The sequence below is a fragment of the Candidatus Litorirhabdus singularis genome, assembly GCF_026262625.1.
In the GTDB taxonomy this organism is placed as follows: domain Bacteria; phylum Pseudomonadota; class Gammaproteobacteria; order Pseudomonadales; family Halieaceae; genus Litorirhabdus; species Litorirhabdus singularis.
Genome location: NZ_SHNN01000005.1, coordinates 64,074 through 85,326 on the forward strand (window position 1 = coordinate 64,074; position 21,253 = coordinate 85,326).

18 protein-coding genes and 1 riboswitch are annotated in these 21,253 nt (G+C 53.6%); of the genes, 11 read left to right on the forward strand and 7 right to left on the reverse strand.

Annotation, left to right across the window (positions count from 1 at the left end; all coding sequences use genetic code 11):
* Positions 1-94 precede the first annotated feature (94 nt).
* Positions 95-1,228, forward strand: a complete 1,134-nt coding sequence (locus EYC98_RS19255; protein ID WP_279247029.1) for a metallophosphoesterase — start codon at positions 95-97, stop codon at positions 1,226-1,228.
* 36 nt (positions 1,229-1,264) lie between these two features.
* On the opposite strand, the gene EYC98_RS19260 is transcribed toward EYC98_RS19255, so the two are convergent.
* Complete coding sequence (locus EYC98_RS19260) at positions 1,265-1,789, reverse strand: DUF4124 domain-containing protein (RefSeq protein ID WP_279247030.1); 525 nt, start codon at positions 1,787-1,789, stop codon at positions 1,265-1,267.
* A 226-nt stretch (positions 1,790-2,015) separates the two neighbouring features.
* Positions 2,016-2,105, forward strand: a riboswitch (cyclic di-GMP riboswitch).
* Between the two features lie 85 nt (positions 2,106-2,190).
* Here EYC98_RS19260 and EYC98_RS19265 point away from each other — a divergent pair.
* From EYC98_RS19265 to EYC98_RS19280, 4 genes are all read left to right on the forward strand, one after another.
* Positions 2,191-2,625, forward strand: coding sequence for a fibronectin type III domain-containing protein (locus tag EYC98_RS19265; protein ID WP_279247031.1), 435 nt, complete (start codon positions 2,191-2,193; stop codon positions 2,623-2,625).
* 252 nt (positions 2,626-2,877) lie between these two features.
* Positions 2,878-5,268 (forward strand): TonB-dependent receptor, encoded by a 2,391-nt coding sequence (locus EYC98_RS19270; protein ID WP_279247032.1) that lies wholly within the window; start codon positions 2,878-2,880, stop codon positions 5,266-5,268.
* 100 nt (positions 5,269-5,368) lie between these two features.
* Positions 5,369-5,965 carry an aspartyl/asparaginyl beta-hydroxylase domain-containing protein gene (locus EYC98_RS19275; protein ID WP_279247033.1) on the forward strand — a complete coding sequence of 199 codons (597 nt, stop codon included), beginning with the start codon at positions 5,369-5,371 and terminating at the stop codon, positions 5,963-5,965.
* The gene (locus EYC98_RS19280; protein WP_279247034.1) at positions 5,962-6,885 is read left to right on the forward strand and encodes a hypothetical protein; all 924 of its coding nucleotides are present in this window, start codon (positions 5,962-5,964) and stop codon (positions 6,883-6,885) included. The genes EYC98_RS19275 and EYC98_RS19280 overlap by 4 nt, the downstream gene beginning before the upstream one ends.
* 113 nt (positions 6,886-6,998) lie before the next feature.
* On the opposite strand, the gene EYC98_RS19285 is transcribed toward EYC98_RS19280, so the two are convergent.
* Positions 6,999-7,589 carry a VPLPA-CTERM sorting domain-containing protein gene (locus tag EYC98_RS19285; RefSeq protein ID WP_279247035.1) on the reverse strand — a complete coding sequence of 197 codons (591 nt, stop codon included), beginning with the start codon at positions 7,587-7,589 and terminating at the stop codon, positions 6,999-7,001.
* 469 nt (positions 7,590-8,058) lie between these two features.
* On the opposite strand from EYC98_RS19285, the gene EYC98_RS19290 reads away from it, so the two are divergent.
* Positions 8,059-8,844 (forward strand): alpha/beta fold hydrolase, encoded by a 786-nt coding sequence (locus tag EYC98_RS19290; protein ID WP_279247036.1) that lies wholly within the window; start codon positions 8,059-8,061, stop codon positions 8,842-8,844.
* 110 nt (positions 8,845-8,954) lie between these two features.
* Here the strand turns inward: EYC98_RS19290 and EYC98_RS19295 are convergent, their stop codons facing one another.
* From EYC98_RS19295 to EYC98_RS19315, 5 genes are read right to left on the reverse strand one after another with little or no spacing between them, the layout of a single operon-like run.
* Positions 8,955-10,937, reverse strand: coding sequence for a tetratricopeptide repeat-containing sulfotransferase family protein (locus tag EYC98_RS19295; RefSeq protein ID WP_279247037.1), 1,983 nt, complete (start codon positions 10,935-10,937; stop codon positions 8,955-8,957).
* A 40-nt stretch (positions 10,938-10,977) separates the two neighbouring features.
* Entirely contained in the window at positions 10,978-11,844 is an 867-nt protein-coding gene (locus EYC98_RS19300) for an SDR family oxidoreductase (protein WP_279247038.1), read from the reverse strand.
* 52 nt (positions 11,845-11,896) lie between these two features.
* Complete coding sequence (locus tag EYC98_RS19305; protein WP_279247039.1) at positions 11,897-13,504, reverse strand: DHA2 family efflux MFS transporter permease subunit; 1,608 nt, start codon at positions 13,502-13,504, stop codon at positions 11,897-11,899.
* Positions 13,491-14,606: an HlyD family secretion protein gene (locus tag EYC98_RS19310; RefSeq protein ID WP_279247040.1), complete on the reverse strand. Its 1,116-nt coding sequence runs from the start codon at positions 14,604-14,606 to the stop codon at positions 13,491-13,493. Before EYC98_RS19310 ends, EYC98_RS19305 begins: the two co-directional genes overlap by 14 nt.
* A complete protein-coding gene (locus EYC98_RS19315) occupies positions 14,603-15,520 on the reverse strand; it encodes a MarR family winged helix-turn-helix transcriptional regulator (protein WP_279247041.1) in 918 nt (305 codons plus the stop codon). Before EYC98_RS19315 ends, EYC98_RS19310 begins: the two co-directional genes overlap by 4 nt.
* A 140-nt stretch (positions 15,521-15,660) precedes the next feature.
* On the opposite strand from EYC98_RS19315, the gene EYC98_RS19320 reads away from it, so the two are divergent.
* The 5 genes from EYC98_RS19320 (at position 15,661) to EYC98_RS19340 (ending at position 21,251) form a co-directional block, all read left to right on the forward strand.
* Positions 15,661-17,001 carry a spinster family MFS transporter gene (locus EYC98_RS19320; protein ID WP_279247042.1) on the forward strand — a complete coding sequence of 447 codons (1,341 nt, stop codon included), beginning with the start codon at positions 15,661-15,663 and terminating at the stop codon, positions 16,999-17,001.
* Positions 16,998-17,594: a GNAT family N-acetyltransferase gene (locus EYC98_RS19325; RefSeq protein ID WP_279247043.1), complete on the forward strand. Its 597-nt coding sequence runs from the start codon at positions 16,998-17,000 to the stop codon at positions 17,592-17,594. The genes EYC98_RS19320 and EYC98_RS19325 overlap by 4 nt, the downstream gene beginning before the upstream one ends.
* Positions 17,595-17,652: 58 nt before the next feature.
* Entirely contained in the window at positions 17,653-18,414 is a 762-nt protein-coding gene (locus EYC98_RS19330) for a substrate-binding periplasmic protein (protein ID WP_279247044.1), read from the forward strand.
* A 503-nt stretch (positions 18,415-18,917) separates the two neighbouring features.
* Complete coding sequence (locus EYC98_RS19335; protein ID WP_279247045.1) at positions 18,918-20,099, forward strand: acyl-CoA dehydrogenase family protein; 1,182 nt, start codon at positions 18,918-18,920, stop codon at positions 20,097-20,099.
* Between the two features lie 12 nt (positions 20,100-20,111).
* The gene (locus tag EYC98_RS19340) at positions 20,112-21,251 is read left to right on the forward strand and encodes an acyl-CoA dehydrogenase family protein (protein WP_279247046.1); all 1,140 of its coding nucleotides are present in this window, start codon (positions 20,112-20,114) and stop codon (positions 21,249-21,251) included.
* The last annotated feature ends 2 nt before the right edge of the window (positions 21,252-21,253 follow it).

A 21,253-nucleotide genomic window follows, 5' to 3' on the forward strand; every position in this document is an offset into this window, starting at 1 on the left:
CCAGCTACCGGTCGATTGCTCACCTAACTCAAGCGACAGAATCTGTGACACCGGCTAAGATAGAGGGCCTCAGCCAGGAATAGAGTATTCACGTATGAAAATTCTTAAGCGCATTGGCCTTTCACTGTTCATGATTGTTGCCATTTTGGCGCTACTTTTTTTCTTTAATCCGCAGTATGCGCCCAATCACGATACGCCATATCTGTCACTCCAAGCCGAAGCCACTGCCTCCGCGCCCGCGGAAGCTGAAGTGCTGCAGCGCTTATTGATCTTCGGTGACGCCGGACATTCCACGGTCGATCCCTGGCAGGCAAGTATGAAAAAAGTGGCGGAGCGCGCCTCCGTTAGCCCTGATAAAAGTCTGGTCTTAGCACTGGGCGATAATATCTATATGCGTGGCTACCCGATGAAAGCGCGGGGACAGCTAGACTGGGATGAGGGGCAGTTGAAGAGTATTTCGTTTCTCGATTCACAGCTCAGGGTTGCCCGAGAGTCTGGCGCAGCGATGTTTCTGGTGCCGGGTAACCATGATTGGTACGCCACTGAAATTGAGGGGCAGGCGAATCATATTGCTAACTACGCGCGTGAGCATAATGCTCAGGTGTCTTTGCGCCCGCACCAGGCCGGTCAGTCACCCCTGCCGGAGTCAGCAGATTTTCCAGGCATAAGTCTGGTGTTTGTCGATTCCGAGTGGTTGATTCAAAACGATGCCGAGACCACGGCACCAGCCTATGCCAGGCTAGATGAGGAGCTGGCGCGCATCCGCCGGGATCACCCTGACAACCTTATAGTAACTGCCCAGCATCATCCCATGGAGACGATGGGGCAGCACGGCGGTTACATGACGCATTTTGCCTACTGGTTCATCATCAATGCGATCGACTTGTTTATCGACATGAATCAGGATATTGGTCATCCAGACTACGATAACTATGTCTCCAAAATAAGTGCAATAACGTCCAAGTATGATCGTGTGATACACAGTGCCGGACATGACCACAGTCTTCAATTATTCAAGCCTGTTAGTGGTGTGGGTGCGACCTACAACCTGGTCAGTGGTGCTGGTAACAGTAATAAGGTCAGTGGTGTGTGGCATAACGACAATACCCGTTTCGCATTGTCACAGGAGGGTTTTGTCGAGCTGGAAGCGACGCCGCGCGGTGTATATCTAAAGGTATTTGATATCAATAATGTAGACCCGGTTGCAGGTTTCTGGCTGGATCTTTAGTGACATAAAATTCGATTGCCCGGCTGTGACGGTCTTCTAGCGGAGAGGTACCGGACGCGCAGGCAAACGCCAATTGGGGAGCTGACTGGTCTGGTTTGGCTGCAGCGCGCGCTGCACGTGGTCGCTGTAATGCTGGCGCACGAGTTTGGCTGGATACTGACTGTTGGAGGCGGGTTGGCCGATCAGATCCCAGCGTGGTTGATGATGATATTGAGGGTACTTATAGCGATGACTGCCTCGTTGTGGGCCGTAGTTGGGTTGCGAGACTTCGCTGTAAACAGGCGCCTGGGTTTTTTGCTCGAAGCGTGCGTTCTCTCGGACGATTCTGGACTCGGTAATTTTTGCCGTGACTTCGCGCATCGCGGCGAAGCGCGCGCTGTCTTCTGCCGAGCGCTTAACCGGCGTTTCGCGGTAGTGTAGGGTTTCCACCCGGTTGCTCTTGTCCAGTGGTGGCTGGTCGGAATAAGTGACCCTACCCGCGCTATCGATGGTTCGATAGACGGTGGACGCATGGCTCAGGCTGCTGGCCAATATCAGGCAGAGTAGAGTGCTCCGTAACATGGGTGCTTATCTCCATCAGTCGTTAGAAACATAGCATATTCGAGCTTTTTAGGACTAGCTCGTCCGCGTGTTGATGTGGCTTTCCGCATGCAGCAGCCGGCTTGAATCACGTTCACGGAGGCGGGTAACAGTCATAATGACGGTTTTTTGACCAGCGTTCTGTGATGGCTTTCACAATAGCATGCCTTGCTGCTTGTCGCCTGTGGCATGAGCTGCCTACACTGGAGTCCGATAAAGGCAAGTTCCAGCGAAAGCCGGAATACGCAAAGTCGACGATCTAAGGGACTATAAATCCTATGATAGCGTGACCGCCGCAGTAAGAGTCCTCTGGATTCAAGAGCATCCACCTATTTTTTTCAGAAATCGTCGACCTGCAACCATAGTTAATGGAGTAGGGAACGATGACAGCAATTGGTAAATCTAACTTTGTCCGGGTAGCAGTATGTCTGCTTACTGGTGCGCTATATTCCGGTCTCACATGGGCCGAAGACAGCCAGACACGTCCTGCCGCGCCAAGCGAATTGGCCATAGTTTCTGTTGAAGCGGATCAGGTGTACCTGCAGTGGCTGGATAATTCAAACGTTGAGCAAGGTTTCTATATACTGCGCTCTGATGATGGTGTGCATTGGGATAAGATTGATACGCTAAAGGCGGATAGCCGTGAGTACCTTGATGCTGGGCTGCACGCTGCTTCGCGCTATATCTACAAAGTCGCCGCCTTTAATGACGAGGGTGAGGTCGCAGCCTTTTCCAACCTCGAGTCAGTGATTACAGCTCCTGAGCAATTAGACCAGTTTGAAGTGCAAGTGGCAGATGTGTATACGCCGTACCTCTAGCCTGGTAGTTTCGTCGTAGTTTGAAAGGGCCCTGTCGCTTAACAGCCACAGGGCCTTTTGCGTTTCTGGCTAGATGGTTTGCGAAGGTTGTGGCCGGATGCTGCAAACTCCGCTGTGATGCCTCAGAGTAACTCTGGCTTGCACCGGTCTGCTGAGTGTCGTATAACCCAGTTTGTAGTCACTAGAAGCTAGAGTGGCAGTTTTGCTGTGCATCAGCCTGACGAGGTGAGGCAGCATAATCGGGGGAATCCAATGGGCAAAAACGGCGTGCCAGCCAGCATATTTACCCGCAATGGTGTGGCAGGGGCGATTTCTCTCGCGCTGACCACCACGGGCTATTCTGATGACAGCTTAATGCTGGAAGAAATACTGGTGACCGCCTCCAAACGTGAGACCAGTCTGCAGGATCTTCCGCAGGCGGTAACCGCGTTTACTACCGCCGATATAAAACGCCAGGGCATGCTCAACATGGACGACTACGTGTTGAAGATACCCAGCTTGTCGATGGCCAGGCGTGAGCCGGGCGGTACTTCCTTGTCGTTTCGCGGTGTCGCCGCGTCTGGCATCCAGTTCAATGCCAGCCCCTCGGCGGGTATGTATCTTGACGAGCAGCCTATTACGTCGGCAGGTTTTAATCCCGACCCCAGACTGATAGATATTGAGCGGGTGGAAGCACTGAGTGGTCCGCAGGGAACTCTGTTTGGCGAAGCGTCGCAGTCTGGCACCTTACGTATTATAACCAACAAGCCTGATACCGATGAGTTTTCGGGATGGGTAGAAGCTGAGACGGCATCGGTACAGGACAGTGATGACTATGATGCGGGCGTCAGCGCCATGGTTAATATGCCTCTGCTTGAAGGTAAGCTGGCACTGCGTCTGGTCGGATTCACCGGTAAGCAGGCCGGATATATCGACAATGTCTTAGGCGTCAGTCAGGAGGATAGTTATGGGCGGCCGGGCCAGTTTACTAATGCAGAGTTTGTTGAGGACGATGTAAACGCTGCTACGACCAGCGGCGGGCGCGCCGCCTTGCGCTGGAATATTAGTGATGACTGGACTTTAGATGCCGGGGCGATGTTTCAAAAAATGGAGCTGGATGGCTATGGTGATACCAGTCCGGATGCTGGTGTCGGTGATCGTGAGCAGTTGCGCTTTAAGGATGAATCTTCTACCGATGACTGGTACCAGTTAAGTCTAACGCTGGAAGGCAGCACCAGCTGGGCTGATATCGTGCTGAACGGCAGTTACTTCGAACGTGAGTTTGAGTACGCGGCCGACGCCACCGATTATCTGCATGATTTCGATCAGAAATATGATCCTAATTATTACACCATTTATGACTTTGGCGGGCACCCCAGAGCTGAGCGACTGAACGCAGATGATGGCAAGCGCTGGACTTTGGAAGGGCGCCTGGCAACGCCGTCGGACTCCTCCAGTCGTTGGCACGGACTGGTAGGTTTTTATTACGGCAAGTCTGAACGAACTACCAAGTTTACCTCCAACGTCCAAGACTTTGCAGATACACCGGCTTTCGCGTATCTCAACTATTATCAGGCAGACACCGACCCGTCATTGAATGGGTTGCAGGCCGGTGCCTGGACCGGGTCTGAAACAGATGGCTGGTATGGAAATATCTACGAGTCAGATATTGAGCAGAAGGCGGTCTTTGGTGAGGTCACCTTTGACATCACCGAGCGTTTTGCAGTGACGGCGGGTGGTCGCTGGTATGACATCGAACGTACCTGGGGTTCGCTGCAGACCGGGATCGTTGAAGGTGCCTGGTCCAGCTTCGCAGACGACTACGTGTTGATCGACGACACGGTAGATAGCTCAGAAAGTGATTTTGTGCCCAAGCTTAATACTACCTTCCGCATCACCGATGAAAATTTGATCTATGCCACCTATTCCGAAGGCTTTCGTGCCGGAGGCGGTAACGCGGTGCGCTCCGCCTCGGTGCTGCCGAGGCAGTATGACGGTGATACCGTCAAGAACTTCGAGATCGGTACAAAGAATACACTGCTGGACGGTGCGCTAAACCTGAATCTGGTGATCTACCACATGCAGTGGGATGACATTCAGATACAGGTAACAGATCCGACTATTTTCGCACTTGGCTTCGTTAATTTTCCTGAAGCTGTTATTGACGGCTTTGAGGCAGAGTTTGCCTGGATGATTGCGCCCGGTTTAACCTTCAGCGGCAGCTATACACACACCAAGGCAGAGATCTCCGAGGATGCCACCATCATCAATGAAGGTGAACTGGTGGCTGAAGTGTTCAAGGGGCAGCAACTGCCCATCACCCCCGAAAACAAAGCAGCACTGGCGTTGGACTACAGTTTTCAGTCCAGCTTTATGGGCATGGAACCCTATGTGCGCGCAGACTATGTGTATATCGGTGACTCTGTGAACTCATTGGGTATCGAGTCGATTGTGTTTCCAGTGCCACCGACTGAGCAATCCGCCTACAGTTTGGTCAACCTGCGTGGCGGCCTCAGTAGTGATAGCTGGAACTTCACCCTTTACGTGGACAATGTGACCGATGAAGTGGCCGAGCAGTTTTACAGCAACGCCTATGGATCCCAGCAGCGACTGACCATCAATCGGCCGCGCACGGTGGGCCTCAACGTACGCTTTAGTTTCTAGTCTCGGCACTAGATTGGCCCAGCCCTCCTGCGGGAGGGTTTTTGTAGGCGCACGGGTACCCGCGCGCTAACATAACGGTTGCCATAAACACGGAGACAGTATGGATATAGCGGAGCCACTTATTGATCTGGGCGAGTACCAAACCTCAGCCCTGAGCGAAGTGATTCTGACACTCCCGGCAGAGGCCTGGGGTGATCCGTTCCGGCAGCAAACCTATGACGTTCATCACAACACAGAGTCGGTCATGATGGTGTTCACCGACGGTTCCGGTTGGCCCGACATCGAGGTCAGAAAAGAGGCGGGTTGGGACCTGCTGGCAGCGACCGCGGTGCCACTTATGCATCAGATAATTGCAGATCATTACCCTGTGGGTGGCACCATTGTACGCGCCGTGGCGGCCAAACTGGTTGCCGGCGGTGTGATCAAATCGCATCGGGACACTCACCCCTCGTTTCATTTTGGCCATCGGATTCACGTACCGATTTCCACGAATCCACGCGTGCGATTTAATCTTGATGGGCGCCCCTACCGATTCGCGTTGGGGCGTGCTTACGAAATCAACAACCAATTGCAGCACAGTGTATCCAACAAGGGTGACTGCGATCGCATCACGTTTATTTTTGATTACGTACCGCCAGCCAAATTGCAGGAAATGGCAAAACTCGCGCAAACTCCAATCAGTAGCACCCGGGAATGACGAAACTGATCGCGACCTCAGTGGTCCGCGGCTCGCATCAGGGAGAAAGCCATGGCGGTGTTCATATCATCGACTTTGACGCCGAGAAATCTTTTACCGTTATCGACTGGAACAACACAGCTATCGATTTTCAGGGACGTGGCTGGGACCGTGGGCTGCGCGGTATTGCGATAGACGGGGAGAGAGTTTTCATAGCCGCCAGTGATGAACTTTTTGAGTACACGCCAGATTTTGAAATGGTGGCTTCCTGGCGTAACCCCTACTTGCGGCATTGTCATGAGATCAGCATTTTTCAGCGGCGACTGTATCTGAGCTCGACAGGCTTTGATGCTATTCTCGGCTTTGACTTGGACAACAACAGTTTCTGTTGGGGTATGCATGTGCTGCGCACAGGCAGTACGTATCAGTCTCACCTGTTTGATCCCGCGGTTAACAATGGGCCGCGGGGGGGGAATGAGCTGCACATCAATAATGTTTTCGCGCATGCCAGTGGTTTGCATCTCAGTGGTTTACGCACCGGTACTTTGCTGCGCTTCGATGGTGAAAAACTGCATGACTGGGTAACCCTGCCATTGGGTGTGCATAACGCCCAGCCCTATCGTGACGGGGTGCTGTTTAACGATACTCAGGCCGACTGCGTGCGGTTTGAAGCGCGTAGCGGTCGCGCCAGCTTTAATGTGCCCAGCTACGATGCGCAGCAGCTGACTCATAGCAAACTGGACGATTCACGCATAGCGCGGCAGGGCTTTGGTCGCGGCTTGTGTGTCATCGGCGAGGGTCTGATAGCGGCTGGCTCATCGCCGTCAACAATAGCCGTGCATGATTTGAACCGGCTTAAGACCACCCATCAAGTGACCTTGAGTATGGATATTCGTAACGCTATTCATGGGCTGGAGGTGTGGCCGTTTCAGACGGCTTGATCAGGTGCTGTTCCGGTTGATTGACTGGTGCTGCCTAGGAGCGGTCGTTACTGTCCCCAAATTACGGGCAATAAAAAGCCCACCGAAGTGGGCTTCTCGTGCAGGCCTTTAGGTTACGCTCTCTTGCGTTTGATGACACCTAGCCCCAGTAGAGCAGACCCAAATAGCCATGCAGCGGCAGGGATGGGTACATAACTGGTTACCTGATAGTCGAGTATGCCCCAGCGCTGAATACTTTCAGTTATCTCGAAATCTTCGCACTCGGCGGAGCGACAAATAAACTCCAATCCAAGCACTTCCCCGCCGAGCGGTGAAAAGCCAAAGTCATCAAAGACCAACACTAACACTGTTTCGTCAACGAAATTGCCCAAATTGGCAGAGTTGAACAGTGCTACATTGCTGCCGCCTTCCAATTGTATGCCGGTGTCGTATAGCCCCCCCAACGCAGGTGGGTTGGTAAAGTTCACTGGGTCATAGAACAACCCAGGCGTTGACGACGCCGCCGCGAAATCGTGAAACGTTAGCGGAGGTGAGTTGGTATTATAAGTCACCGTGCCGGATACCGCGCCGGTTGCCCCAGGGCCCAGCCCCGGCGAATTGTCAAAAAGCCCTGCAAAATTTAACGAAATTTGTGCGGCTGATGCCACCATCGGTACCAGACAGATAACCACCACCGCTACCATTTTCACGCTTAAACGTTTCATCAGGCATACTCCTTTTTTTTTGTGTGCTAAAAAAACAAGCATAATTTGTACCAATAATAAATGCCTTAGGAATCATAGACTTAAATTTTGGCGAGAAGTACTTTGTAAAGAAAGCTGACATTAATGACCTTTATTTATAAGATTTATTGGCGTGCTGCATGACCGCTGTGAGGAGAAAGCGGACAAAATCAGCTCAAAAGGCTCAAATCCGGTTATTAAGCGAAAAAACTGGCTTTTCCCAAGTGTAAAATTTGCTGACACTCGCTAATGTCGCAAAAGAGGTGGAAGCGCTCGTTAGCTCAGCGCAGGAATCCGATCAGCCCTAATGTCTCCTTTCGCCTAACAGCGGACATTTTTCATGTGGTATCGTTATCCACTACCTATTACCCTCAAAGTACACGCTCAGTTTCGGGTCAATGAAATTTATGAGTGCAACCACCGAGTGTCTACCTAAATATTGGAGCCCCATGTGATCATACGAACAACCATGTTCGCTCTTCTGGTGCTGATAATTGCAACCGGACCACAACTAGCTATGAGTAATGAGGCAAGCGGCTCTAGTCGCCCTAGCTTTGTGCTTGTCCACGGTACGTTTCAATGGGGTGGCCAATGGGACGCACTCTCCAGTTTGCTCGCGAAAGACGGATATGCCGTGCATTCTCCATCCATGACAGGTTTGGGAGAAAGAGAGCACCTACTATCCAAGCAGGTCGGACTCTCGACACATATCGAGGACATTTCAAACTATATAGAGTGGCTAGATATCGACAATGTGATACTGGTTTCACATAGCTATGGAGGAGCCGTCATCACCGGGGTCGCCGATAAGCTCGGTGATCGAATTGCCCATGTCGTCTATATTGATACGGTTCCATTGAACCATGGTGAAAATCTACTCGATGCCTTTGGCCCCGAAGTTTCTGCCATAGCCAAAAAGTCTGTAGAAGATAATGGAGATGGCTGGCTCATTGCCGCTGACGCATTGCGCGACCCCGCTCCAACGATGAGAAGCCACCCTTGGAAGACTTATACAGATCGCATTGATCTGGTTGGCCCTCCACCGGATTCAGGGACGATTATTGTTGCGACCGAATCCGCAGAAATTTTTAGTTATATGAGGCAACAGCAAGCTCCCAGCCGAGCAAAAACACGGGGCTGGAAACTCTACACAATTGAGGGCCCCCACCCGCTTCAGGAAAGTAGCCCTTCAAAGGAGGAAGTAGCAAAAATTCTGCTCAATCTGGCAAAACGATAAATGCTAGCCCCTAGATGGCCAAAATCAGCTCTCCGGAAGGGACCGCTGTGAGGTGTAAGGAGTCGTTACGTCACTGCTGGAATCCAAGCAGTACTAATGCCGGCTTTCGCCTAATAGCGGCCCAGTAGCGGCTGCAGAATGTCAGTCAGCTCATCCAGGTGCTCCGCATAGTGACGCCAGAAATTGATGGCGCCAGTGTAGATGGGTTGCCGCACTTGTTCTGAGCTAGCCGTGCGCACCGCACGCTCGGTGTCGTGGAAATGCAGGCAGGCTGATTCCCATGGCAGTTCGCAGAAGGTCAGCAGCTGCTGCACCTGCGTCTGCAGGTCCAACACTGTATCCTCGTATTGCACACGCAGTATTTTTCCCGGTAGCACCTTTTCCCAATGATCCATCAACCTATGATATTCCAGGCAATACTCTGCAATCTCAGTGATGTCGTAGGTGAAGTTTTGCCCGCGGGCATACAGTTGTTTGAAGTTTCCGAGGCAGGCATCCAATGGGTTGCGCCGTGCATCGATAATCTTGGCATTAGGAAGAATAAGGTGTATCAGGCCGATGTTGGGAAAGTTGTTAGGCATCTTGTCGACAAAGCGAGGCGCTCCCTGAATGCGATGCATTTGTGCCAGCTGAAGATACTCGTCACCCAGTTTTTGCAAGTAGCTGGCAGAGACTTCGCGAACGGCCTCTGGATAGTTGATACCGTTGCTGCGATTGCGGCTCAGTCCAGCGGAAAGCCGGCCGATGTAAGGTAGCTCACTAGTGCCTTCAACCTGACTGTGACTGGCCAGTATCTGCTCGGTAAGTGTTGAACCCGATCTGGGCATGCCCAGGATGAATATGGGGCTGGCGTCGAGGTTCCCAGAGCCTGCGTTGGCCTCCAGAAACTCCTCGCTAAACACCTCAATGATCGCGTCATTAAGCAGCTCTGTGCGCACCGGATCGTAGCTGACCAGCTGTCGTTGTCGATGATTACCGGTGACATAGTGCCCCCATGCTTGGCTGTATTGGTGGCGATTCTCGTAGGCTTTGGCCAGGGCGAAATAAAAATGTACTGCAGAAGACGGCTCAAGCTCCTGGTCGGCTATAGCGCTGTGCATGTCGACGATCTCTGCATCGCTAAACTCGTAAGTCTTGAGGTTCGCCATGCTGGACCAGGATTCACCATTTTCCGGACGCAGTACTGTACATTGGCGATAGGCGGTGATGGCCGCCTCCTGTTGCCCCACCGTCTTTAGGGCGTGACCTAGCCCCAGTAGGGCAGCAGCGTGTTCGGGTTGCAGCTCAATACAGCGCTGATAGGAGTCTATAGCGCGCTCGTTGAGCGCGGCCTGCGATAGCACGCCCGCCAGCAGAAAATGTGCCTGCGCATTGTCAGGGTCGTTATCGATAACTTTCTGGTAGCGGTGTATGGCTTCGCTATAGCGGTCCTGCTCGCGATAGATATTGCCCAAATCCAACTGCGCCAGGTTATAGTCCGGAGCCAGGCTGGTGACACGTTCCAGCAGTATTTCGGCGTCGTCGGTTTTGCCTGACTGGGCCGCAATCAGCGCCAGTAGTCGCATGGCATCCACATTGTTCTTTTCTCGCTGCAAAATACGCCGGCAGATACCTTCTGCTTCTTCTGGTCGACCTTGTTTAAGTGACTCTGCCGCGCGCGCAAGTTCCTGGCGTTGCGGGGCCAATTTGAAAGCTTCCTCATAAGCGAGGTCGGCCTCTTTGCCGTTACCGGTGCGGGCAAGCGCCTTGCCCAAATGGAACCAGGCTGACTCCAGTTCAGGGTCCAGGCGCACCGCTTTTTTCAGCAGCCCGATGGCTTCTTCTGAACGATTCAGCGCCACCAGCAACATTCCCAGGTCTTCATGTGGCTTGGCAAACGTCGGTGCGAGTTCGATGGTGCGGCGCAGTAATTTCTCGGCTTGTTTTGGCTGGCTGGCTTGAATCAGAATCGCTCCCATCAAGCCGAGCATGTTGACGTCGGAAGGGCTTCTCTGCAGTGCAGTCTGGCACTTTTCCAGGGCAGCATCCCGCTCACCCTGAGCCAGATGCTGCATGATTTTCTCGAAGGTAGCGCGTGACGCTTCTGCAGGCATAGCGGGTCCGTTTTAACGAGAGGGGCGTGCAGCCTTGACGCTAGCGGTAGTAGTCCACGCCCATGAGTTCGAGCATTTTTTCTGCGTAGGCTTCATTGTCCAGTCGTGCGATACGCCGCCATTCCTCATCGTCATTCATTGCACGGTAAGCTTTGAAGAAATCCTCAGCGTCTGGCCCCACTGGATAGCGAAATTGTGGCTGGTCTGATTCGATAGCGTCGGTGATAGCTTCGGCGCAATCGATGGTAGTGGCCGCACGGCCAAGACCGAAAGTGCCAAAGCCCATAATGCGCTCGTAGGCTCGTGTGTAGGGAGAGTCCTCTGCGGGTGGTTCGCCTTTAGTCCACATCGGTGTCATGACACAGCCCGGCTCAACCAACGACACTTCAATATTGAACTGCGCCAGTTCCTGGGACAGAGCAACGCACATAGATTCCATTGCAGCCTTGGAAGAAGAATACGTGCCGTGGCAGCCAAACACGTTAACCGCAGCCAGTGAGGTAACATTCACCAGACGGCCGCTGTTCTGCTTGCGCAAGTGAGGGATAACAGTTTGCATTACTGCCAGAGTGCCAAACACGTTGCTCTCATAAACCTCCTTGATTGTCTCCAGCGGTGTTTCTTCCAATGCTCCTCCGGCGCCAATACCCGCGTTGCTGACCAACACGTCTATGCGACCTGCCTTCTCGATAACACTGTCTATACAGCTTGTGATGGTTTTCTGGTCCAACAGGTCTAGCGGCAGCACTCCGATGTCGAGCCCAGTGCTGGCAATTCTGTCGTTGAGTTCGGTCGCCGTGGCAGGGTTGCGACAGGTGGCGAATACTGTGTGCCCACGCTGAGCTAAATGAATGACAGCTTCTTGTCCAATGCCTGTGCTGCTGCCGGTTACCAGAATGACGGCCATAGTAATTCCTTTGTGTACGTTGGTTGGATGACTAGCTAGCGATTGTAAAACATTATGTGTATGAGGTGCGCATATGTTTGCTGCGCAACAGGCCTATGGGTATCAGCGTGGCCAGAAATACCACCGTTAGAATCAGAAAACAGTCCTGGAAACCAAGCACGTAGGCTTGTCGCGCAATCATTTCACCCAGCATGCTATAGCTGACATGTTGTTGCTCCCAGAAGCTGAGGCCAGCACCGTTCAAAGATCTCTGTAACTCTGCGATCATCGCAAAAGTGTCGCTGTGATCGTAGCTCTGTGTGTTGAACATGACATCGCGATGAAAACTAGTGCGGTAATCCAGCGCCACCGCTACCAGGTTGACACCAAACGCACCGCCCATCTGGCGGATAAAATTGGCCGCGCCAGCGCCTTGCTGCAAATACTGCATGGGTAGGCCCTGGATCGCTGCGAGGTTAATTACCGGAGCCATCAAGCCAATGCCAATACGACTGATAACTACCCAGCCAGCAAATGTCCACCAACCCGTGTTGGGGTCGGCGCGTGCCATCAGCAGACAACTGTAGGCGACGACCATAAAGCCTGCTGAAATTAGCAGGCGCTGGTCGATGCGATCGGCTAGTCGTCCTGAAATCGGAAAACAGGCGCCCATAACAAATGCCGCTGGCAGCATCATCAGGCCGCTGTCGGTGGCACTCATGCCTTGCACAATCTGCAAAAACAGTGGCACCAGATAAGTGGTGGCGTAAAGTCCGGCGCCAAAAATAAAGGCTAGCAGGGTGACCATGGCGAAGCGGTAATAGGTGAACACTTTCAGCTCAAGTAGCGGGTGTGGTGTGTGTGCTTCGCGCCAGATAAAGCCGACGCTAGCGATTCCTGCGCTGGCAAACCAGCTTAGAATCGTATTGGAATCCCAGCCCTCACGCTGACCGTTACTCAGGGCTATCAGTAGCGAACTTATAGCAACGGAAACCAGAATCAATCCGGGCCAGTCAAAGGGAGGGGTAACCGTATCGGGCTCTCGGGCGGGCAAGAAAATCGAGGCGCAAGGGACTACGATCATTGATACGGGAATGCCGAGCAGGTAAATATAACGCCAGTTCAAAGTGTCAATCAGGTAACCGCCCAGCACCGGTCCGAAGGCGGGGGCCAGTACCACGCCGATGGAGGTGACGCCCATCACTGTGCCCTGGCGCCCTGGTGGGAACAGAGCGAACACCATGGACATGGACATAGGTGTGATAATACCGGTGGCGGCTCCCTGGAGGATACGTGCGGCGATAAGCATGTCTACCGAGGGGCTGATGCCGCCTAGAACAGAGCCGGCCATGAACGCGCTCATGGCCGCGATAACCGTCATGCGTACACCGATGGCCTGGATCATCCACGAATTCATCAGCATGGTGACGGTGGAGGCGGCCAGGAATGATGTTGCCAACCACTGGGCTTTGACCTGACCGATGCCAAACGCGCCCATGATATCGGGAATCGCCACATTGATGATGGTGCCGGTCATTAATGCAGCCACGTTAGCCAATACGATGGTAAACATAGCCATCCAGCCGTAGTTTATGCCCCAGCGGCGGTACAGGGTCTGAATGTTGGCGGTGGTTTTAAGCTCTTCCAGGAAGGTTTCGAGCTTAGCTTCAGCGGATGTCAATCGCGATCTCCACCATCATGCCGGGCTTGAGCATGCGCTCGCGCTGCTGCACCGCCACCTTGATCGGCAGACGCTGGGTAACCTTGGTGAAATTGCCGCTGGGATTGGTGCTTGGTAAGAGTGAGAATTGGCTGGTAGCGGCGTTACCAATGCGCACCAGTTCACCCTCAAAGGATTCGTCCGGCCAGGCGTCCACCGAAATTTTCACACGCTGTCCCAGCTGCAAATGCCGAACCTGAGTTTCCTTGACGTTAGCTTTGACCCATACCTGCTCCGGGTTGTGGACCAGCGCCAGTCGTTGCCCCGGCATTACATACTCTCCGGCATTGACGAAAGTTTTGTCGACAATGCCCTCGATAGGGGAGGTGATACGGCGTTCGTCGACGGCGACCATTTGACCACTGAGTTGATGTTGGGTGCGGTCGCGGTCAAAGCGCAGGCGCAATTGGTTTTGCTCTAGCACGGCCAGGCGCTCTCTGGCCGCCCTGGCCTCAACCAGGCCTGCCTCTGCCGAAGCGACTTGAGCGCCGGCACTGTTTTGTCCCTGTTGTGCTACCTGGAATGCGCTGCGAGCCTGCTCCCAACCCTGTTGTGACAGGATGCCGCGTTCGCGCAGTGACTGAGCGCGTTCCCACTCAGCCGTTTGAAGTTCCAGGTCAGATGCGTTGGAGGCAAGGTTGGCCCGAGCCGCAGTTAGCCGCGATTCGGCAGCCTGCAGGGCGCCACCAGTTTGGCGCCCGACCATTGCGATCTCGGCGTTGCCCTGGGCAATGCTGGCCTCGGTTGCCTGCAGCTGTGCCTTGAGCTCCTCAACTTTCAGGGCGGTCTCCCGCGCGTCAAGCTGGGCTACTAAATCGCCTTTTTGAAGTGAACTTCCCTCTTTGACGACCAATGCTTCAACGCGCCCGGAAACTTTGCTACTGATCACCACAAGGTCGGTAGAGATGCGCGCGTCGTCGGTATAAACATGGGTGCTTCGTTCCCACAACCAATAACCAATAGCCGCGAGGGCTAGCACCAGCAAGGGTAGCAGCAGTTGGCGGCGCCTGCGTGATTCAGGAAGTGTGTCACTGGTGGCTGTGTCTTCAGCTATCTGGTTCATGTCTTGATCTCCGGGAACAGTTGCTCTGGATCTTCGGCATAGGCGTTCAGCCGAGCGCGGATATTTTGGAGTGCGCGAGTGAAAAGGCGCTGTTTGGTGTTGCCAATATGGCTTAGCGAATATTGGTGCAGCGTTTCGAATTCCTGCGCCATGCTCTGCAGGTCGGCGCGACATGCAGGCGTCAGGAATAAACGTCGCGCGCGACGATCCTGGGGGTCAATCTGGCGCAGTAGCCAGTCTCCAGCTTCTAATTCGTCAATCAATACGCCCAGTGGGGCTTTACCCATATTGAGCTTGGCGGCTAGAGAGCTTTGACTCAGTCCTTCGTCTGCGTCCAGCGCAGACAACACTAGCCATTGTGAGCGGGTAAATCCCATCGCCTTCAATTTTATATCGAAGTGCCGGCTGTTTAGGCGGGTGACGGCGCTGATTAGCTGAATGATTGAGAGAGATTCGGTGCTGGGGAGAATTTGTCGATCCTGATTGTCGCCGGCAAGATTGGTGTAAACAGTGAGTAGAGTCTCCTCCAGCACTTGTCGTGTGGGTAGATCAAGCTCTGCCAGATAATATTCCTGAAACTGCAGATGGCGCCGACGCATAGTGTCAGTAATCGGTTGCGCTCTGGGCGTGAGTCGGAGCCGATTGGTGCGTCTATCATCGGGGTCGGGGTAGCGTTGCAGCAGGCCCTCGCTTTCCAGACGATCGACCAGCTTGCCCAGTGGTGCTTTGCCGATACCCAGTAGTGCGGCGAGTTGGGTCTGGTCCATACCAGATAATCGGTTGACGGTGCCCAACACACGCCACTGGGGTTCCGACAAACCCAGATCACGCAATTGGGTGCCGAAGGAATGGCGAAACAGCCGCGTGATATCGTGCAGCAGCAGGCCTGGATGTTGTTCGAGACGTGAAGGCATTAAGTGATATGTAAGGTATATAGTATTTAAAGCATACTATTATCTTTGATTATCAATTGAACCGCAAGTATCATCATTTACAAGTCGGCGTTGCGTGCTCGTACACCCGATAGTGCGCAAGAAAATCGAAGGAGGTATTCTTGAGTCAATCACAGCAAGTCAGCTCCGACAGCTCTGCTAACCCCGGTTCGGCCTATTACGCTCTGGGCATATTGCTGCTGGCTTACATACTCTCGTTTATCGATCGCAACGTTATGGCGGTGCTGATTGGCCCTATCCGCGAAAATTTTGCGATTAGTGATTTTCAATACAGCCTGCTGCATGGGTTTGCTTTTTCGATGTTCTATATCGTACTTGGCCTGCCGATAGCGCGGTTGGCTGATACCCACAATCGAACCTTTATTATCACGCTAGGCGTTTTTTTCTGGAGCGTTATGACCTGTCTGTGCGGGTTAGCCAAGAGCTTTACCACGCTGTTTATCATGCGCGCCGGTGTTGGTGTGGGTGAGGCAGCGCTGTCTCCGCCCGCATACTCATTACTGGCGGATTATTTCAGTGCTGAGAATTTACCGCGGGCGTTGGCGGTCTACACACTGGGTATCACCGTTGGCGGTGGATTGGCGTATATGATTGGTGGCGTCGCCTATGACTATTTTGCCACCTTGCAGGGCGTGGAGCTGCTCTGGATCGGTGAGTTGCAAGCCTGGCAGATGACCTTTATTGCGGTCGGGCTGCCCGGTCTTATCGTAGTGGCGCTGCTGACACTGGTACGGGAGCCCAAGCGCGCCGGCGTGTCTTCGATAGAGACAGAGGTAGTGCCAGATTTTGCCGAATGCCTGTCTTATCTGCGTGCTCGCTGGCAAGCCTACGGAGGTATCATACTTGGCGTTTCGTTTTTGTCGGTGTTGGGCTACGGGACCATGGCCTGGTATGTTGAGTTTCTGGTGCGTAGCTTCGGTCTTGAGCGCGCCGACGCCGGTTCCCAGTTTGGCCTTGTATTTATTGTGGCCGGCAGTCTGGGCGCCTTGTGCGGTGGTTGGAGCGTGAAACCCCTGGCTCAGCGCGGTTATGCGGATGCCAATCTACGCATTATTTTGTGGGTCGCTCTGCTGTGGATGGTGCCTGCCGCTGCAGGGCCAATGATGCCCACCGCATCCCTGGCAATCTTGATGGCGATTCCGATCGTGTTCTTCCTGAATAGTTACCTGGCTGTCTGTGTAGCGGCGCTGCAATTAATGACGCCCAATCGAATGCGCGCTCAAGTGGCGGCGCTGTTGCTGTTTATGACCAACTTACTGGGTCTCGCTTTGGGTCCCTCGATAGTGGCTGCGCTGACCGACTTTGTGTTTGGAGACGACCAGGCCCTGCGTTATTCCTTAACGGCGTTGCCGCTTATTGTCTGTCCACTGGCGGCGTTACTGATCGCTGGCGCGTTACCGCATTATCGTCGGGCACTGGCCGAAATGGAGCAAACTACGTGAGTTACCAAGTCATACCAACAAACCTTGAGGGGCAGCATGTGCGACTCGAGCCTTTGGCGCAGCAGCATGCTAATGGCTTGTTTAACCGCGGGATCAGTGCAGAAGATTGGGTGTATTTACCGCGCCCTTGTTTTGTTGACCTTGCGGATTGTCGCCAGTGGATTGATGAGGCCAACCGTACGCCCGGTCATGTCCCCTTTGCCGTTGTCGAAAAATCCCAGGGTCGCGCCGTGGGTAGCTCCCGCTACTTGAATATTCGCGCGCCACATCGTGGTCTGGAGATAGGCTACAGCTGGCTGGGCCGTGATTGGCAAGGCACAGCAGTTAACATTGAGGCGAAGCTGCTGCTTCTGCAATATGCGATGGAAGATTTAGACAGTGTGCGAGTGGAATTCAAAACCGATGCGCGCAACCAGCGGTCGCAGCGAGCACTGGCGGGAATAGGCGCAGTGCATGAAGGTACTTTGCGTGCGCACATGATTGTGCAGGATGGATTTGTACGTGACTCGGTGTATTTCAGTATTACGCGCGACGATTGGCCAGAGGTTAAGCTGGCACTGCAGGAAAAACTGTCTCAGCGGGCGGCGGGCTGAGGCTGTTCTGGAGGTAGGCTGTGGTATAGTGCCGCGCTATTATTCAGGAGATTATCCAATGTTGAATCGTTTGTTACTGGCCGCGGTGTTAGTGGTTTCCAGTTGGTCATTGCCGGCGCTGGCAGAGGAGAAAACCGTTTCTCTGATGGTCAATACCTGGTCTCCCTATGTTGACAAGGAACTGCCGGGCCAAGGCGTAGCGATGGAGCTGGTGACGGTACTATTTGATCGTGCCGGCTATCGGACCGAGATTAAGGTTGAAGCCTGGCGACGCGCCATGGAGGGCGTCCGGGTAGGGCTTTACGATGCGCTGGGTGCAACCTGGTACACCGAGTCACGCGAACAGGACTTTATATTCAGCGAACCCTACCTGCAAAATGATCTGATGATGTTGAAGCTACGGGCCTTTCCGGGAGACTATCTGGAGTTGTCACATCTGTCAGGCAGACGCCTGGGGCTGCTATCTGAATATGAATACGGCATCGATTTTGCGGCCATCCCCGGCCTCACACTGGTCCCGGAAAACCATGATATTCAATCGCTGCTCAACCTCATCAATCGTAAGGTAGACTTCGTCATTGGTGACCGGCGTGCGCTGGTAATGCAGCTCGACGAATTTCTCAGCGGACAAAAAGGTTTGTTAGTGGAAGTGCCTCTGGAGTTGCCCGCGCGCCCCTTGTACGTGGCTGCCAGCCGCAGCGGACCTCAAAGCCAGGAAATCATAGATGCCTTCAATCGCGCCCTGGCAGCTGCCCGCAGTGACGGTAGTTACGACAAGCTGTTGGCAGATTGGAGTGAAAAGTTCCAGATGCAGCGCTAAGTCTTAGCCAACTCCTCGTTAAACCGCGCGGACGCTAGCCTCCGCGCTATTGATATAAAAATCCTGGTTTATTTACCCCGGGGCTGGTCCGAATCCAAAGTGCTCGCGTAACTTATTATGAAAATGAGTGAGTGACTCAGTTGGAGGGTCGTAACATGTTGAATATCAAACAGAATTTATACCTTTCAGGCGCGTACTCAATAATTTTCGTGCTCCTGCAGCTGATTTAGGGAACTAACTCCAGAACAGTGGCTCAAAGTATTAATGGTTGAGCAGCGAAGGCCCCGGGACAGCAAAACCCAACCGCCATCACTGACCATCCAGGTCTCTATACCTACTTCTTGCCGGCCCATTGGGCCGGCTTTTTTACGCCTGTCGTTTGGGTAATATTGGCCCCCTAATACTTGAAGGTTAGCAAAACATACTGTATGTTCAAAAGCCTTTTTGGGGCAGGGAAGCTATCGCGCTCCCGCCCCAATTCACAACTGGAGAGGAACCTGAGTGTGAGTGAACTGGAACAGTTTCGACTGGAAACCCGTGAATGGCTTGAAGCCAATTGCCCTGCAGCTATGCGCGTCCCCGAGGCAGGCGATGACGATCAGTACTGGGGCGGTAGAAACCCCGAAATGAGTCACCCGGACCAAAAGGTCTGGTCCGACCGCATGGGAGAAAAAGGCTGGACCACGCCAGAGTGGCCCGCTGAATATGGCGGCGGCGGGCTTGATAAAGACGAAGTCAAGGTGCTGCGGCAGGAAATGTCGCGTATCGGTGCGCGCACGCCACTGCACAGTTTTGGTATTTCGATGCTAGGGCCGGCGTTGCTTCTCTACGGCACTGAGGCGCAGAAGCAGGAGCACATTCCTAAAATTGTGCGCGGTGAAATCCGCTGGTGTCAGGGTTATTCAGAACCCGGTGCTGGTTCTGATCTGGCCAGCCTGCAGACCCGTGCTGAAGATCAGGGCGATCACTATCTGGTCAACGGCTCTAAAGTCTGGACTTCCTACGCCGACAAAGCGGACTGGATATTCTGTTTGACCCGTACCGATAACACAGGGACCAAGCACGAAGGCATATCATTTCTATTGTTTGATATGGCCTCTGAAGGGGTTACCACCAAGCCCATTCTGTTGATCAGCGGCTATTCCCCGTTCTGTGAAACCTTCTTTGACGATGTCAAAGTGCCCAAGGCGAACCTCATGGGTGAAGAAGGTAAAGGCTGGACCATCGCCAAGTATCTGCTCACGCACGAGCGGGCTATGATCTCGGGCTTTGGCCACTCTTCGGGCAAGAAAACATTGAGCCAGAATGCGGTAGAGCTGATCGGTATGGATGCTGGGGGTAAGTTGGACGACCCTGTGTTGCGTCAGAATCTGGCACAGCTGGAGCTGGACGCCATGGTGTTTGGCCACACGATGTCGAGGGTGACGGATGAGGCCAAAGCGGGGCAGGGCCTCGGTGAAGCAGCGTCGATTTTCAAATACTACGGCACCGAGCTGAACAAGCGCCGCTTTGAATTGATGTTGTCAGTTTATGGCGAGCAGGGTTTGGCGTGGGAAGGTGACGCCTACGACAACGGCAAACTGCCGCGGGCGTGGTTGCGCACTAAAGCCAATTCGATTGAGGGTGGCACCTCTGAAATTCAGCTCAATATTATAGCAAAGCGGGTTCTGGGCCTGCCCAGTTAAGGAAACGAGAATATGGCACTGGTATTAAATGAAGAGCAGTTAATGCTCAAGGACGCCGCGGCGGGTTTTTTGCAGGAGAAGGCCTCGGTAGCCGCACTGCGGGCGTTGCGTGATAGCCGTGATGAAGCCGGCTATAGCAAAGAGTTGTGGCAGGAAATGGCTGATATGGGCTGGGCCGGCATCGCCATTCCTGAGGCTTACGGTGGCCTTGATTACGGCTACATCGGCTTGGGTATTGTGTTGGAACAGATGGGACGTAACCTCAGCGTCTCGCCGTTGCAGTCTTCGGTTCTGGTAGCTGCTACGGCCATTGCCCTGGGCGGTTCTGAAGCGCAGAAGCAAGCCTTACTGCCGGCGATTGCCAGTGGCGAGACTATTGTGACTCTGGCGCTGCAGGAAGGCCCGCATCATGCACCCCATAAAACCGCTGCCACGGCAATCGCCGACGGCGACGGTTATGTGATCAGCGGCCGTAAAGTCATGGTTGCCGACGCCCACGTGGCAGACAAACTGATTGTAGTTGCACGCACCGCGGGCGAGCCTGGCGATGCTGAAGGCCTGGGCCTGTTTCTGGTTGATCGAGAGGCTACAGGGGTAAGTACCGAACGGGTGATTATGGTCGATAGCCGTAACAGTGGAACAGTGACGCTGGACTCGGTGCAGGTTAGCGCTGATCAGGTGTTGGGTTCACTGGATACCGGCTCCGCATTGCTGCAGCAGGTTCTGGACATAGCCAATATAGGGCTGTCGGCAGAGCTGCTAGGGCTGTGCCTTGAATCATTCGAACGCACTATGGAGTATCTCAAGGATCGCAAGCAGTTCGGTGCGGCTATCGGTACGTTTCAGGGGCTACAGCACCGGGCAGCCGAGATGTACGCTGACCTGGAATTAGCCAAATCTGTGGTTATTCGGTCGCTGCAGGCTATCGATGCGGGAGACGACAATCTATCGTTGCTGGCCTCGGCCTGTAAAGCAAAGGTTAGTCAGGTCGCCGCGCGAGTTTCCAATGAGGCTATTCAAATGCACGGTGGTATTGGAATGACCGATGAGTTTGATATAGGCTTTTTTATCAAGCGAGCGCGGGTAGCTCAGCAGACCTTTGGTGATCATAGTTATCACCTTGATCGTTACGCGACTCTCAGCGCTTTTTGATT

Excerpts from the sequence above, each read along its gene's own strand:
- EYC98_RS19315 (WP_279247041.1), bottom strand. The coding sequence starts at position 15,520 with ATGCCTTCACGTCTCGAACAACATCCAGGCCTGCTGCTGCACGATATC.
- EYC98_RS19340 (WP_279247046.1), top strand. The coding sequence starts at position 20,112 with ATGGCACTGGTATTAAATGAAGAGCAGTTAATGCTCAAGGACGCCGCG.
- EYC98_RS19310 (WP_279247040.1), bottom strand. The coding sequence starts at position 14,606 with ATGAACCAGATAGCTGAAGACACAGCCACCAGTGACACACTTCCTGAA.
- EYC98_RS19260 (WP_279247030.1), bottom strand. The coding sequence starts at position 1,789 with ATGTTACGGAGCACTCTACTCTGCCTGATATTGGCCAGCAGCCTGAGC.
- EYC98_RS19275 (WP_279247033.1), top strand. The coding sequence starts at position 5,369 with ATGGATATAGCGGAGCCACTTATTGATCTGGGCGAGTACCAAACCTCA.
- EYC98_RS19285 (WP_279247035.1), bottom strand. The coding sequence starts at position 7,589 with ATGAAACGTTTAAGCGTGAAAATGGTAGCGGTGGTGGTTATCTGTCTG.
- EYC98_RS19255 (WP_279247029.1), top strand. The coding sequence starts at position 95 with ATGAAAATTCTTAAGCGCATTGGCCTTTCACTGTTCATGATTGTTGCC.
- EYC98_RS19265 (WP_279247031.1), top strand. The coding sequence starts at position 2,191 with ATGACAGCAATTGGTAAATCTAACTTTGTCCGGGTAGCAGTATGTCTG.
- EYC98_RS19280 (WP_279247034.1), top strand. The coding sequence starts at position 5,962 with ATGACGAAACTGATCGCGACCTCAGTGGTCCGCGGCTCGCATCAGGGA.
- EYC98_RS19270 (WP_279247032.1), top strand. The coding sequence starts at position 2,878 with ATGGGCAAAAACGGCGTGCCAGCCAGCATATTTACCCGCAATGGTGTG.
- EYC98_RS19295 (WP_279247037.1), bottom strand. The coding sequence starts at position 10,937 with ATGCCTGCAGAAGCGTCACGCGCTACCTTCGAGAAAATCATGCAGCAT.
- EYC98_RS19300 (WP_279247038.1), bottom strand. The coding sequence starts at position 11,844 with ATGGCCGTCATTCTGGTAACCGGCAGCAGCACAGGCATTGGACAAGAA.
- EYC98_RS19330 (WP_279247044.1), top strand. The coding sequence starts at position 17,653 with ATGTTGAATCGTTTGTTACTGGCCGCGGTGTTAGTGGTTTCCAGTTGG.